The organism is Bacillus sp. C-3-6, assembly GCF_054509685.1.
Map to the genome: position 1 here is coordinate 1,766,032 of NZ_CM137247.1, position 14,880 is coordinate 1,780,911.

The following is a 14,880-nucleotide window of genomic DNA, read 5'->3' on the forward strand; positions in this document are numbered from 1 at the left end:
TCTTATTCTATATAATTAAACAGATAGCAAGCTCTGTGTAAGTAAGGAGATGAATGTATGAGATTTGGAATTATCGGTCCATCAGAAGATGAAATTACGCCTTTTATTGAAGAAATGTCTAATAAGGAAATAACGAATCTTGCGATGTTAACATTTCACAGTGGGAAATATGAGAATGTAGAAGTTGTTGCCTTATATTGTGGTGTATGTAAAGTTAATGCAGCTATTGCAACTCAAATATTAATCGATAAATTCAATGTAACGCATATTATTGTCACAGGTGTTGCAGGAGCAATCGACAAAGTATTGAAAATTGGAGATACAGTAATTTCAACAGAAATAGCATATCATGATGTTGATGAAGGGATATTAACTGAATATCATCCTTGGATGGAAAGTGTATATTTTAGAACGGATAGAAACCTGCTTGAATTAAGCAGAGAAGTGGTTGAGAACAATCAATTCGCTCAAAATGTTTATTTTGGAAAAGTTGTTACTGGAGAAGCGTTTATTAGTGAGAGTGGTCGTACAGAAATAATCTCTAAATACAATCCACTTTGTGTAGATATGGAAACTGCAAGTATAGCCCACGTCTGCTATGCAAATACGATTCCGTTTTTAGCAGTGAGATCAATAACAGATACAGAAGAAGCTTCTGGCATAGAAGTGTTCGAAGATAATTGTGTATCTGCTTCGCATAATTCAATTTATTTTGTTAAAAAGTTACTAGAGTCGTTAAAAAAATAAAGAAATATTGTATGAGAGGAAACCTTACTTTTCTGAAGTGAGGTTTTTTGTAGTAACGAAGTAATAGTGAATAAAACTAATTTTAAAAGTAACTTAAAATCAAACTTTTTATAAAGCAACAGATGCTCGTTCATAATAGTAGTATAATAGTGAATGAGGTGTTAATAGAATGGAAGATAGAACGTTAGGTTTATTACTAGATGTTGTTGGGGAATTATTTTCAGATGAAATTTCAATTGCTGTTTCGAATACGAAAGAATATATTTACTATCGGCCAAGTAAACGAATTGATTTAAAGATTAGTGTCGGGGATCCTATAAAGGAAGGAACGATTGCTCATAAAGCGATGGTGATGAATCAAAAAACCTCTGAGTTTATTAATCGGGATGTTTTTGGTATTCCTTATCATGGAATGGCTGTACCATTTTCAAACAATGGAAAGCTTGAAGGGTGCGTAACGGCAATTTATCCAGCTTTAACGGATGGAAAGTCAGTTGTTACTTTAAAAACAACAGACGGCTGGATTCCGGTTCCTTTTTCAAAGGTTATGTATTTAGAGGCTAAAGATAAAAAGACGTATGTGAATTCAGAAGAGTTATCAGGAACACATAAATACTCTCTGCAAGAATTCGAATACTTGCTTCCGAAAGATTCATTTATTAGATGTCACCGTTCGTTTATTGTAAATGTTAATCATATTAAAGCGATTTATCCTGATACCCATTCTACTTTTGTACTTTCGATGGATAATGGTGAGAGAGTACCAGTTAGTCAATCATACGCTAGTTATTTCCGTAAACTTCTAGGATTCTAAATTTCTCTGCTTTAGAACCTAGATTTGCTGTTCTGTCTGAATTTTCGGCATTGTATACTAAAATCCCTATTTTGATAGTGTTAATGTGTAAAATAATTATGAATATTCAATGAGAGAGGGATTACATATGGAGAACAATTTAGATAGAATCAGAGATCAACGTCTAAAAGATCGGGTAGTTACACCTGAAGAAGCAGCTTCCTGGATTCAAAGTGGAATGACTTTAGGCTTAAGTGGGTTTACACGTGCAGGTGATGTGAAAGCAGTCCCATTTGCGCTTGTAAACCGAGTTAAGAATGATGAATCTTTTAAAGTAAATGTTTATACTGGGGCTTCTTTAGGCTCGGATGTAGACAAATTATTTGCTGAGGCAGGAATTTTAGGGAAACGATTGCCTTTCCAAGCTGATGCGACAATGCGAAAAGGAATTAATAACGGAGACTTTTTATTTGTAGATCAGCACTTATCTCATACAGCAGAGTTACTTCGTGCTGACGTTCTAGATATAGATTTCGCTATTTTGGAAGCGGTTGCGATTACAGAGGGCGGAATGATTATTCCAACCACTTCAATTGGAAATTCCTTAGCGTTTTCCTTAAATGCTAAGTCTATTATTATTGAAATGAATATGGCTCAATCCGCGCAATTAGAGGGGCTACATGATCTATATGAACCAGGTAAACAAGGAGAGAGGCTTCCAATTCCGCTTGTGAAAACGGATGACCGAATTGGAACAATCGGTATTCCAATTGATCCTGAAAAAGTAAAGGGAATTGTGTTTACGAATCAATTGGATTCGCCATCGACAATTGTTCCTCCGGATGAAGAAACTGTTATTATGGCACAGCATTTAATAGAATTCCTTCGAGAAGAAGTCAAAGTAGGCCGATTAACAAATCGTTTAGCGCCGTTACAATCAGGAATTGGTTCAGTGGCTAACGCAGTATTGCATGGAATGTTAGGTTCAGAATTTGAAGATTTAGAAGTATATTCCGAGGTTTTGCAAGATGCAGTTTTTGATCTTATGGATGCTGGAAAAGTCAATTTTGCTTCTTGTTGTTCTATCACGCTTTCTGAAGAGAAAATGCAACAAGTATTTTCTAACTTTGAAAAATATCGTGACAAATTAATGATGCGTCCACAAGAGATTTCCAATCATCCTGAAATCATTCGTCGCCTTGGATTAATCTCAATTAATACTGCTTTAGAATTGGATATATATGGTAATGTTAACTCTACTCACGTTTTAGGTACAAAAATGATGAATGGTATTGGTGGGTCTGGTGATTTTGCAAGAAATGCCCGCCTAGCTATCTTTGTTACTAAATCGATTGCGAAGGGTGGGAACATTTCAAGCATCGTTCCTTTCGTTTCACATGTAGATCATACAGAACATGATGTAGATGTTATCGTCACTGAACAGGGGTATGCTGACTTAAGAGGGCTTGCGCCAAGAGAAAGAGTGGAACTTATTATTGAGAATTGCGCACATCCAATGTATCGTGATCAACTACGTGCTTATTACGAAGAAGCAAAAACAAGAGGTGGACAAACTCCTCATATTTTAGAAAAAGCTTTTTCTTGGCATACGAATTATGCTAAAAATGGAACAATGCTTGAAGCGGTAGTAGAAACTGTATAGGTTTGTATCGTACGAAATAGTAAAACGAATGAGTGAGTTTGAAGATTAAATTTTAGAAAAAGAGAACGCCAACTTTTAGGGATGGCGTTCTTTTTCTTTAAAAAATTTGTTGAAAATCGTACTGATTATAATAAAGATTTATGAAAATAATTTCTAATTTATGGAAATTAAAGGTTTTTTTGAAGTGCTTTCCGAATCAATTTAGTAGTGTACATATTGAAAGTGAGGAAAAAGAACCATGAAGATAAGAGAAGCATTATTAAGTGAAGCAAATGAATTAAGTGAACTCGCACTACATTCAAAAGCAACGTGGAATTATAGTGAAGAATTCATACTTGCTTGTAAGGAAGATTTAACAATTACGGAAGAGTACATAAAAAATAATTTTGTATATGTTTTAGTAAACGATAATGCGAAGATTGGTTTTTTCTCATTTTTACGTAATGATAAAGCTCTCGATTTCTTGTACATTCATCCTCATTACAAAGGAAAAGGTTACGGGAAAATACTTTGGGAGTATGTAATAGAAAAAGCCAATGAACTAGGATTAAAAAGTTTTACAATTGATAGTGATCCGAATGCAAAAGGATATTACTTGAAAATGGGAGCACAGTTAATAGGAGAGACACCATCAACTGTCTTTAAGGGTCGTTTACTGCCTCTTTTGAAATATGATGTGTAAAACTATTAATAGTAGGGGAAGATTAGAATGGATGATGTAAAGAAAAAGCAAATATATGAGGCGTTAATAAGATCTTGGTCAATAGAAACAAGTTCAAAGTGGACAATTGAAAACCCAGCAAAGGGACAATGTGGTGTTACAGCTCTTGTCGTTCAAGACATATACGGAGGAGAATTTAAAAAGACAAAAGTAAGAGAGGTATGGCACTTTTATAACTTTATAGATGGGCAGAGATTTGATTTTACAGAGACTCAATTCAATGGGAAATTGAATTATATGGATGAAAAGTCAAATCGGGAAGAAGCATTTGCAGATACAAATGAAAAACAATATAGCATTTTGAAGGGAAAAATAACGAAAGAATTAAAATTATCTTTTGACTCTTAATCTTTGATAAGTTACTATAATGGTGGTAACTTATTAAAGGGAACTTCATAGAGTTGAAAGGGGAAATACTTTTGAAAACAACTTATGTAAACGCTACAATTGTAACGATGAATGAACAAAACGAAGTGATAGAAAATGGATATATCATTGTAGAAAATGATCAAATTATAGATGTAAAGAGCGGAGAATTTGCAAATGATTTTGAAGTAGATGAAGTAATTGACATGAAAGGAAAGTGGGTTTTACCAGGGCTTGTAAATACACATACACACGTTGTAATGAGTCTCCTAAGAGGTATTGGAGATGATATGTTATTACAGCCATGGCTTGAGACGAGAATTTGGCCACTGGAAAGTCAATTTACTCCAGAGCTTGCGGTCGCTAGTACGGAATTAGGATTACTTGAGATGGTGAAAAGTGGTACAACATCATTCTCTGACATGTTTAATCCAATTGGAGTGGATCAAGACGCAATTATGGAAACGGTATCAAGGAGCGGGATGCGAGCTGCTGTTTCAAGGACTTTATTTAGCTTCGGAACGAAAGACGATGAAAAGAAAGCGATTGAAGAAGCTGAGAAATATGTGAAGCGTTATTATAAAGAAAGTGGCATGTTAACTACGATGGTTGCACCACATAGTCCATATACATGTAGTACAGAATTGTTAGAAGAGTGTGCTCGTATTGCAGTAGAGAATCAAACAATGGTTCATATCCACCTTTCTGAAACAGAGCGTGAAGTACGTGATATTGAAGCACAGTACGGAAAACGTCCAGTAGAATATGCAGCGAGCTGCGGATTGTTTAAACGCCCAACAGTTATTGCACACGGTGTAGTATTAAATGATGATGAGCGTGCATTTTTAGCAGAACATGATGTTCGAGTAGCACATAACCCAAATAGTAATTTAAAACTAGGTTCTGGTATAGCGAATGTAAAAGCGATGCTAGAAGCAGGAATAAAAGTAGGAATTGCAACAGATAGTGTTGCATCTAACAATAATTTAGACATGTTTGAAGAAATGCGCATAGCGACTTTATTACAAAAAGGTATTCACCAAGATGCAACAGCATTACCAGTTGAAACAGCTCTTTCTCTTGCGACAAAAGGAGCTGCGGAAGTAATCGGGATGAAACAAACAGGGTCACTAGAAGCTGGTAAGTGTGCTGATTTTATTACGATTGACCCGTCTAATAAGCCGCATCTACAACCAGCGGATGAAGTGTTATCACACCTTGTATATGCTGCGAGTGGGAAAGATATAAGCGATGTAATTATTAACGGAAAACGTGTCGTTTGGAATGGTGAATGTAAAACGTTAGATGAAGAGCGTATTATATTTGAAGCAAGTCGATATAAACGAGGTTTACAAAGATAACTTTTTTAGGCTGTGGAGAGAATCTTCTCCACAGCCTATTTCTAATTTGTAAACCTCACTATATTTTTTAAAACTTTGCAACAGAAGTGATAATGCTAACACTACCCAAAAAATTAGATGTTGACGCTAGTTTTAGAGTACATTGATAGTTAGGACATGTATTTATTTTTGGTTTTTAATAAACTTATTGTATTATTGTGTATTAAATGAACTATTAAGGCGATTAAAGGTAAAGCAGCTCCAATGAGTAAAGTTACTTCACTATTAAATTTATAGTAAGTATAACTTCCAATCCATGAACCAAAGGCTCCTCCCAAAAAGAAAATAGTCATATATAATCCATTAAGTCTGTTTCTTATCTCGGGATTCAAACCAAAGATAATTTTTTGACCTAATAATAAATTTCCTGCTACACCAATATCAATGCAGATACCTGAGATAAGAATTAAAATTATGCTAAATAGTGAATGATCTTGAACAAAGAATAATAGTACGATCGATAATAGTACGAGTGCCAATGATACATTAGTCATTGTAAAAATATAACCTTTATCTGCTATTTTACCAATAGTAGGAGTTAATAAAGCTCCAGCAATTGCAACAAAGCCAAATAATGCAATTTCATTATTTGAAAAATGTAATGGCTCTGATCTTAATAAAATTGGAATAGCTGTCCAATAAAGGCTAAATGCAGCAAATAAACATGCGTGATAAAAAGCTCTTTGTTGTAAAGGAGAAGTATTTATTAGTAGCTTTACCATAGAAGTTATTAAATTTGGATATGTCATGTTACTAGTTGAGATAACTTCATAGTTGGGTAAAAATTTTAGAATTAACAGTAATACGGTAACTAGGGTTATTAATGAAAAAAGAAATACCATTCTCCAGCTAAACCACTCTGTTATTCCGATAGATAATGGGCGAGCAATCATAATCCCAATCAATAAACCACTCATCACTTTACCCACATATTTACCTGCCTCTTCAATTGGCACGATTCTCATTGTTAGTGGAACTAACATTTGAGCTGCACAGGCCCCAATGCCAATTATAGTTGTTAATAGTAAAAAAATAATTCCGTTTGTCGAAATTAGCGTACCAATTAATGAAAAAATAGTTAACCCGATAAGAATTCCTATTATTTTCTTACTTTTCAATAAATCAGCCATCGGTACGATAAAAAATAACCCCAATCCATACCCAATTTGTGTCAAAGTAGTGAGCAATCCAGATAAATCAGAAGAAATGTTCAGATCTTTTGCAATGAATTGTACAATTGGTTGTGCATAATAAATATTTGCAGCAAGTGAACCACAACTAATTGCTAAAATAAATATTAGAAAATTTGTCTTTTTAGTCAATTTTATCATTCCTTTCTTTTTGGAACGTTCATTCCGGAATCATTAAAAAAGAAAGACTATAGGTCTGCAATAGTCTTATCTACTAGATGATAGGCTGAATTTTTCTCTTTTTTATATTTAGACATTACATTCAAACTATGATTTAAACTTAATAAAGAATATGCAACTAATTCAGTATCAACCTCTTGTGAAATTTCTCCTTTCTTTTTTCCTTCTTCGATAACTTGCTTAAATACTTTTTCAAGTTCATTAAAATCATTTATGAGTATTTCTTCTATGGCAGGGTCAATTTGTCCAATAAGCAGTGAAGAATTAGTTATCATACAACCTTTTGGAATTTCACCTGAATAACATTTTTCAATATGTTGATAAAAAAAGGATTTAAGTGATGCTTTTGTGTTTATACCACTAAAAAGTAAATTTCTCTTTTGAGAGCCATAATTTTTATAATGTTCCAAAACTAGTTTAAATAGTGCATCCTTATCTCCAAAGCTATCGTAGAGAGTAGATCGACTTATACCCATCGTTTCAATAAGATCTGATATATATGTAGCATCATAACCTTTTTCCCAGAATAAATGCATAGCTTTATTTAAAGCGTGTTCTTTGTTAAAACTAATACTTCTACCCAATTTATAACACCTCCATTCATGTAACTTAGTATAAATATTCCGGAACGATAAGTCCAGAATATTCGTCTTAATTTCCGAAAGTTTCGTAAAATATCCGTAAATGTTAATTTGGTATTGTGGTATTTAGATGCTATAAAATAGAAAGTATGTATTGAAGCGACAATTAAATTCGATTTTATTGAGGAAAAGTTAAGCTCCTATTAGTTTATATGTTTTTTTCGTTAAAAATCGAAAAGATTCCAAGGTAATCCATATCCTTTTAAAAGGATAGCTTTTTTCTTGAACGAATAAATATTCAAAAGAATGTCGCGTCTTTCTGTTAGTATTTCTGCTATAATATATTACGCTTTATAATATTTTATATTTAAGGAGAACAACTCATGAAGCGAAAAAAGAGTCATTTAATGGTAATGGCACTTGTTACATCTTTATTATTAACAGCTTGTAATAATAAAGCGGATAAAAGTGACACAGAGGTTAAAAAACAAGTGTTAAATGTAACAGTATCAGAAGAAATTCCTTCTCTGGACACTGTGAAAACAACAGATGGTACATCAGCACACATTATGCAGAATATATTTGAAGGGTTATATGTATTAAACGATCAAGATCAGCCTACTCCAGCCATAGCAAAATCGTTTAAAAGAAGTGAAGATGGTAAGAAATATACATTTGACTTGCGTAAAGATGCAAAATGGTCAAATGGGGATAATGTAACAGCAAATGATTTTATATTTGCTTGGAAACGTGCAATTAACCCTGAAACAGCCTCTCAATATGCGTCCATGCTCTTTTATGTAAAAAATGCGAAAGAGATCAATAAGGGAACAATGCCTCTTGATGCACTTGGGGTTAAAGCGATAAATAATTATACGTTAGAAGTTGAACTCGAACAGCCAGTTCCGTATTTTTTACAGTTGTTAGCACTACCTATATACTTACCACAGCATGAATCATTTTTGAAAGAACAAGGAAACAATTATGCATTGGAACCTAGTAATCTCATATATAACGGTCCATTTGTATTAGAAAAATGGAAGCATGAACAAGAGTTTCAATTAAAGAAAAATACTACATATTGGGATCGAAAGAAAGTGAAATTAGATGAAATAAACTTTCATATCCTAAAGGATACAATGACAGCTGTAAATTTATATGAAGCCGGAGATTTGGATCGAGTACCTATTAATTCGCAAGTTGTAGACAAGTATAAAGGGAATAAGGAATTACATATGTCGAGTGATCCTGGAATTGCTATGCTTCGTTTTAATGAAAAAAATAACGCGTTAGCAAATAAAAAGGTGCGTCAATCTATTTCATTAGCGTTAAATAAAGATGATTTCGTTGCTCACTTTATTAATAACGGAGCAAAACCTGCAAGTGGACTTGTACCAGTTGGTCATGTAAATGAAGTGACTGGTAAAGATTTTAGAAAAGAAAATGGAGATATTTCCTCATATGATTTGCAAAATGCGAAAAAAATTTGGGAAGAAGCGAAAAAAGAGCTTGGGGTAGAACAAGTAAACCTAGAGTTCTTAACGTTCGAACAAGATAACGCAATACGTATGGCAGAATATATAAAAGGTGATTTAGAGAAGAATTTGCAAGGGTTAACGATACAAATTAAACAACAGCCATTTAAGCAAAAATTACAGTTAGAACAAATAGGTGATTACGATATAACTATGGCAAATTGGGGACCTGACTATAAAGACCCAATTAGTTATTTAGAGTTATTTACGACAGGGAATCCGAATAATAAAATGAATTATTCTAATGTTCGTTACGATGAATTAATAAAGAAAGCGAAAACGGATTTTGTACTAGATACGGAAAAACGATGGGAAGCGTTGCGAGAAGCTGAGCAGGTATTATTAGAAGATGCAGCTGTGGCACCGCTTTATCATATTGGCTCAGCGTATGTACAAAAGGATTATGTAAAAGGGATTGAAAAACATCAATTTGGTGGTATTTATACTTATAAGAATGCTTATATTGCTAATGAATAAATACAAAAAACCTTACTTTTTAAAAGTAAGGTTTTTTACACATAAATTCTATTAAACTGATTTTAATAAAGCGTAAAAATTCGTATCATATGGGATATCATCTTGATACATATAATTTTTTAGAACACCTTCTTTTTCAAAGCCTAATTTTAATAGTACTTTATTGGAAGCTTCATTTTCAAGAAATACAATTGCCCCGATCCGCTTTAAATGAATCGTATGGAAACCGTATGATATAACCTCAGAAACAGCTTCAGTCGCATATCCTTTTCCCCAGTGTTCAGGCAAAAAGGCATAACTTATATTGGCTCGTTTATGCTCAGAAGACCAATCGTGAAAACCAATGGTACCGATGAGTTCTTTCTTGTCTTTTAATTCGATTCCCCATTTTATACCGCTTCTTGCATTGTAGCTCAACTTAAAGTTATGAATGATTTGTTTCACTTGATCAACATCTTGTAACGGTTTTTGGCCATAATAGCGCAGTACATTAGTATTAGAAAAGCATTGTAGTATACGTGGTGCATCTTTTTCGGTAAGTTCTCTTAAAATGAGTCTTTCAGTTTTTAATAAAGGAAACATATTTTCGCTCCTTTTCACATGAAAATAGAATGTATTTGTTATTATATAATTTAATCTGAAAATAAAGATTATTCAAGGCGTAAGGGAATTATTGTCTGGAAATAGATTATATAATTTATCTTAAAAAGAGTTTATAGGATTAATACAAATAATGAATTGAAAAAGGGTATTCCAAATAAAAATTGGAATACCCTTTTTTCATTACCCTACAAATGTTTGATACAGTAAGAAGATATTTAAAACGATAACGAGAGCAGCAATTATCCATGCGATAAATGTTGTTATACGGTGGTTAACGAGTGCACCCATAATCTTTTTATTACTTGTAAACATAATAAGTGGTACAAGTGCAAATGCAATACCGAATGATAAGACGACTTGGCTCATGACTAGAGCGTATGTTGGATTTACACCTAAAGCGATAATTACTAGTGGTGGAATCATTGTAATAAATCGGCGTAAATATAACGGAATATGCATGCGAATGAAACCTTGCATAATAATATCACCCGACATTGTACCGACAGAAGAGCTAGATAGTCCTGCTGATAAAAGTCCAATCCCAAATAATGCAGCCGATACAGGACCTACTAAATTGGTAAATTGAGTGTAAGCAACATCTAAATCTTCAACGTGCAAGCCATTTTTAAAAAATAGTGCAGCTGCTACAATTAACATACTTGCATTAATTGCTCCAGCAATAACCATTGCAATAATAATATCGATAAATTCGAAACGAAAAATCTTTTTCTTTTGTTCGTCAGTTGTTCCGACCACACGGCGTTGTGTTAATGCAGAATGCAAGTATATTGCATGCGGCATAACTGTCGCACCTAAAATCCCTGCTGCAAGTAATATACTGTCTACACCTTGGAATTTTGGAATAAATAGTCCTGAAAGAAGGGGACTTAATTCTGGTTTTGCATAAAAAACTTGAATCCCAAAAGCAATTACTACAATGAAAATCATTCCTGTAATAATAGCTTCTAGTGGACGAAATCCTCTACGTTGAAATTCAAGGATAATAAATGATCCGGCTGCTGTAATTAAAGCGGCAGGTAGCATGGGGATTCCAAATAGTAAGTAAAGCCCCAATGCAGCTCCAATAAATTCCGCTAAATCTGTAGCCATAATAACTAGTTCACCTTGTATCCATAAGCCGATAGACACAGGCTTTGGAAAGTTTTCACGAGCTATTTCGGGTAAATTGTTTCCTGTAGCAATTCCTAATTTAGCTGATAAAGTTTGGATTAATACAGCCATTAAGTTAGAAGCGAGTATAACCCATAATAGTAAATATCCATATTGTGAACCAGCTGCGATATTTGTAGCAAAGTTGCCAGGATCAATATAAGCAACGGACGCGATAAAAGCGGGTCCTAAAAATGGTAACAGTCTTTTCCAGCCTTTTGTTTCTCCACTTAAAGCTAAGTGAGCTGATTGTACAGTTGTACTTTCAGAAGGGAGATGTTTATCTTTTGTTATATCTTTATTCATAGTAGTTTTCCCCTTTAAAATGTTAACTTGATGAAATTATTGTATTTATTCTTACTCATTATTTCAATACATTTAAATATGTTATGTGATAATTTCATTTGAACACGAAAGTTTCCTTAATGCAAATTATATGCCTTTATGCAATGGATGGTGTGATAATGTAAAATGAATTGGGAGTTTATGGTGTGGTGACATGGGGAAACATAGTGAATTAAAGGGCTGTTTTTGAAATTTATGTGAACATAAAGCTGATAATACAGCATATTAATTGATGGAATTGCAATTGTATGATATATAATATATTGGGATTACAACATAACCATAGTGTTATGATGTGTAATCTTGTTTTTTATTTTTGTTAACTGATAGAAAATAGTATAAAGAAAAGAAAATGGGATTCATTTTCTTATTATATATGTTTTGATATGAACGTTAACTTATACATGATTTTAAAAATTAGATAGGTGGTAGAAATACATTGGCAACTACAAAACCATACAGAGTATTACTATATTACATGTACACAACAATTGAAAACCCAGAAGAATTTGCTGCAGAGCATTTAGAATTTTGTAATGCACTTGAATTAAAAGGAAGAATTCTTGTAGCAAAAGAAGGTATTAACGGAACTTGTTCTGGAACTGTAGAGCAAACAGAGAAATACATGGAAGCAATGAATAATGATCCACGTTTTGATGGTATCGTATTTAAAATAGATGAAGAAGAAGGGCATGCATTCAAGAAAATGCACGTACGTCCTCGTCCAGAATTAGTTACACTTCGTCTAGAAGATGACATTAACCCACATGAAATAACTGGGAAGTATTTAGAGCCAAAAGATTTTTATGAGGCAATGAAACAAGAAGATACAGTTATCATTGATGCACGAAATGATTATGAGTTTGATTTAGGACACTTCAAAGGTGCGATTAAACCTGATATCGAATCATTCCGTGAATTACCAGATTGGATTAGAGAAAACAAAGAAACACTTGAAGGTAAAAAGATTTTAACTTACTGTACAGGTGGAATTCGTTGTGAGAAATTCTCTGGTTGGTTAGTTCGTGAAGGTTTTGAAGATGTAAGTCAGCTTCACGGCGGAATTGTAACGTACGGAAAAGATCCAGAAGTACAAGGTGAGCTTTGGGATGGACAATGTTACGTGTTTGATGAGCGTATCGCTGTTCCAGTAAACCAAAAAGAACATGTTATCGTTGGTAAAGATCACTTTACAGGTGAACCATGTGAGCGCTATGTAAACTGTTCAAATCCAGAATGTAATAAGAAAATTTTATGTTCTGAAGAAAACGAAGCGAAATATTTACGTGCATGTTCTCATGAATGTCGTGTAAGTCCACGTAACCGCTACGTAATACAACATGAATTAACGGAAGAGCAAGTAGCTGCTGCATTAGAGAAAATCGAAGCAGGGAAGTAAGCTGAATTCGTATAATAAAAAGGGTACTCCAAGTTTTATTTTGGAGCACCCTTTTTTCATTATACAGTCCTGTCATTTGTCGTTTTTTGTCGGTAAGTCGATATATTTAAAAAATCGCTGATATATTTCGAGTTGCGCTGATATAATCGGAAAATCGCTGATAAAAATTTCACTTACTGCAGCACACCAAGAATTTGAAAATCACCTTCTTTAGTTTTTATCCTCTTTCTCTTTAACGGCAGAAAGTACCGTTTGTTTTACCCAAGCTTTTCTTTGTTTATGCTGTAGACCCCATTGATATAAACTTTGGGCTCCTAAAATAAGTGAAATGACAATGCCGCTAATCGCAATTAATAGAGCGAAAAATTCAAGAGGGGACGATATTTTGTTTGAATCGGTGTTTCTTAAAAGGTCAATCATAGTAAACCCTAACATTTGGCCCACTACAGAGTAGAGCGTTAAAATTAATAATAAAAGGCTATCTTTTTTAGAGGCGACATTTTCTTGATATTTAAACAAACTATCAAGATTTTGTTTCGCGTTTGAGTATAGAACCTCAATATTAAAAAGTTTTCTTAAGCGGAAGAAAATATCTTCACTTTGTGATTGGGATACTAATTCTAAAGAAAAATAATTAGCAGTGAACGAATTGATCGAATAAATTAATTTCTCTATTTCATTAGTATCTTGTTCAATGTTTAGCTCAGCATAGGCGTTTGCCATTTTTAATAAAACAATTTTATGGAATAGGTTTAATAATAAAGCGTAATAAAATTCTCCGTACATTTGACTAGCAAGTTTAGAGATTTCGCGTTCGCCTTCATTTGTTACACATGTAAAAATATGTTCTTCCATAATGAAATAACGATTTGGAGCCCATCTCTGGTAAGCGTGTTTTTTTAAATAGTCATGAATGTAAGGAATGTTATTTGCACTTACATATGGTTTACCATCACTTGTTAATCCGGAAAGACTGGAAGTACGATAAACATCCACTTCATTAAGTTCCATACCTTCTTTTAGTGACAATAAAGTTTGAACGTACATTCTTTGGTCTTCAAAGAAAGGGAAGGTTTGAAAGTATGAACTTCTTAATCTCTTCTTTTCAAAGAAATCAGTTACGCCATGAAATAAATAACCAAAAATGAATTTTTCAACTTGGGAATACTTTTTTCCGTTACATTCAATACAAATAGACTCATTTGTATCAGTTTTAGTTTCAAGTACACGGAAGCGAGCAGCGAATTCGATTGCTTCAGATAAAGTCATGTTTGGAGCAGTGTTTACTTCTCTTCGAATTGTTAAGAAGCCAAGTTCATAAGGACAAAGTGTTACATCAATAGAGTGTATCTTGAATGGGATTGAAATAAGGTTTGTAGTTAAATGTCCAGTTAAGTTAAGGTCCTTTGAATAACGTTGCAAGCCCTTTTGATGCTCTGAATGAGGAAAGAGAATTTTATTTGTAAATGAAAGATAGTATGCTTCCATATTTTGATGTGAAACTTTAAACTCCCCATAATATGTATTTTCATCATCGAGATGATCGAGCCGAAAAGGAAGAAAATCGTTTTTTTGTAAGAAAGGGAACATATTTTGTTCATATCCAGCTTTAAACGAAAACGGGAATATAAATTGGAATATAGCTGTTGCTACACCTTTTTCCTCAATTGATTGTATTGCCTCCATCTACATTGTGTCCTTTCCATATAT

General features: G+C 33.5%; 13 protein-coding genes. 8 read left to right on the forward strand and 5 right to left on the reverse strand.

Annotated elements, in window-relative coordinates; all coding sequences use genetic code 11:
• Positions 1 to 57: 57 nt before the first annotated feature.
• From ACW0JX_RS09155 to ACW0JX_RS09180, 6 genes are all read left to right on the forward strand, one after another.
• On the forward strand, positions 58 to 747 hold the full coding sequence (locus tag ACW0JX_RS09155) for a 5'-methylthioadenosine/adenosylhomocysteine nucleosidase (RefSeq protein WP_016082075.1): 690 nt from the start codon (positions 58 to 60) through the stop codon (positions 745 to 747).
• Positions 748 to 916: 169 nt separating this feature from the next.
• The gene (locus tag ACW0JX_RS09160; protein ID WP_000390209.1) at positions 917 to 1,561 is read left to right on the forward strand and encodes a LytTR family DNA-binding domain-containing protein; all 645 of its coding nucleotides are present in this window, start codon (positions 917 to 919) and stop codon (positions 1,559 to 1,561) included.
• Between the two features lie 127 nt (positions 1,562 to 1,688).
• Positions 1,689 to 3,203 carry an acetyl-CoA hydrolase/transferase family protein gene (locus tag ACW0JX_RS09165; protein WP_459245596.1) on the forward strand — a complete coding sequence of 505 codons (1,515 nt, stop codon included), beginning with the start codon at positions 1,689 to 1,691 and terminating at the stop codon, positions 3,201 to 3,203.
• Between the two features lie 238 nt (positions 3,204 to 3,441).
• Positions 3,442 to 3,885, forward strand: a complete 444-nt coding sequence (locus ACW0JX_RS09170; protein ID WP_029441985.1) for a GNAT family N-acetyltransferase — start codon at positions 3,442 to 3,444, stop codon at positions 3,883 to 3,885.
• A gap of 27 nt (positions 3,886 to 3,912) precedes the next feature.
• Positions 3,913 to 4,272: a YunG family protein gene (locus tag ACW0JX_RS09175; RefSeq protein ID WP_459245597.1), complete on the forward strand. Its 360-nt coding sequence runs from the start codon at positions 3,913 to 3,915 to the stop codon at positions 4,270 to 4,272.
• Positions 4,273 to 4,325: 53 nt separating this feature from the next.
• Positions 4,326 to 5,651: a bifunctional S-methyl-5'-thioadenosine deaminase/S-adenosylhomocysteine deaminase gene (locus ACW0JX_RS09180; RefSeq protein WP_002093942.1), complete on the forward strand. Its 1,326-nt coding sequence runs from the start codon at positions 4,326 to 4,328 to the stop codon at positions 5,649 to 5,651.
• Between the two features lie 149 nt (positions 5,652 to 5,800).
• Here the strand turns inward: ACW0JX_RS09180 and ACW0JX_RS09185 are convergent, their stop codons facing one another.
• Both ACW0JX_RS09185 and ACW0JX_RS09190 read right to left on the reverse strand, forming a co-directional pair.
• Positions 5,801 to 7,021 carry an MFS transporter gene (locus ACW0JX_RS09185; RefSeq protein WP_081367225.1) on the reverse strand — a complete coding sequence of 407 codons (1,221 nt, stop codon included), beginning with the start codon at positions 7,019 to 7,021 and terminating at the stop codon, positions 5,801 to 5,803.
• Between the two features lie 47 nt (positions 7,022 to 7,068).
• Entirely contained in the window at positions 7,069 to 7,644 is a 576-nt protein-coding gene (locus ACW0JX_RS09190) for a TetR/AcrR family transcriptional regulator (protein ID WP_000533752.1), read from the reverse strand.
• Between the two features lie 380 nt (positions 7,645 to 8,024).
• Here ACW0JX_RS09190 and ACW0JX_RS09195 point away from each other — a divergent pair, with 380 nt between their 5' ends.
• Positions 8,025 to 9,653 (forward strand): peptide ABC transporter substrate-binding protein, encoded by a 1,629-nt coding sequence (locus ACW0JX_RS09195; RefSeq protein WP_459245598.1) that lies wholly within the window; start codon positions 8,025 to 8,027, stop codon positions 9,651 to 9,653.
• 51 nt (positions 9,654 to 9,704) lie between these two features.
• Here the strand turns inward: ACW0JX_RS09195 and ACW0JX_RS09200 are convergent, their stop codons facing one another.
• A complete protein-coding gene (locus ACW0JX_RS09200; RefSeq protein WP_000484228.1) occupies positions 9,705 to 10,235 on the reverse strand; it encodes a GNAT family N-acetyltransferase in 531 nt (176 codons plus the stop codon).
• 201 nt (positions 10,236 to 10,436) lie between these two features.
• The gene (locus tag ACW0JX_RS09205; RefSeq protein WP_023521681.1) at positions 10,437 to 11,732 is read right to left on the reverse strand and encodes an Nramp family divalent metal transporter; all 1,296 of its coding nucleotides are present in this window, start codon (positions 11,730 to 11,732) and stop codon (positions 10,437 to 10,439) included.
• A gap of 478 nt (positions 11,733 to 12,210) precedes the next feature.
• On the opposite strand from ACW0JX_RS09205, the gene trhO reads away from it, so the two are divergent.
• On the forward strand, positions 12,211 to 13,170 hold the full coding sequence (gene trhO, locus ACW0JX_RS09210; protein ID WP_098679013.1) for an oxygen-dependent tRNA uridine(34) hydroxylase TrhO: 960 nt from the start codon (positions 12,211 to 12,213) through the stop codon (positions 13,168 to 13,170).
• Between the two features lie 210 nt (positions 13,171 to 13,380).
• On the opposite strand, the gene ACW0JX_RS09215 is transcribed toward trhO, so the two are convergent.
• Positions 13,381 to 14,856, reverse strand: a complete 1,476-nt coding sequence (locus ACW0JX_RS09215) for a hypothetical protein (RefSeq protein ID WP_459245599.1) — start codon at positions 14,854 to 14,856, stop codon at positions 13,381 to 13,383.
• Positions 14,857 to 14,880: the final 24 nt, after the last annotated feature.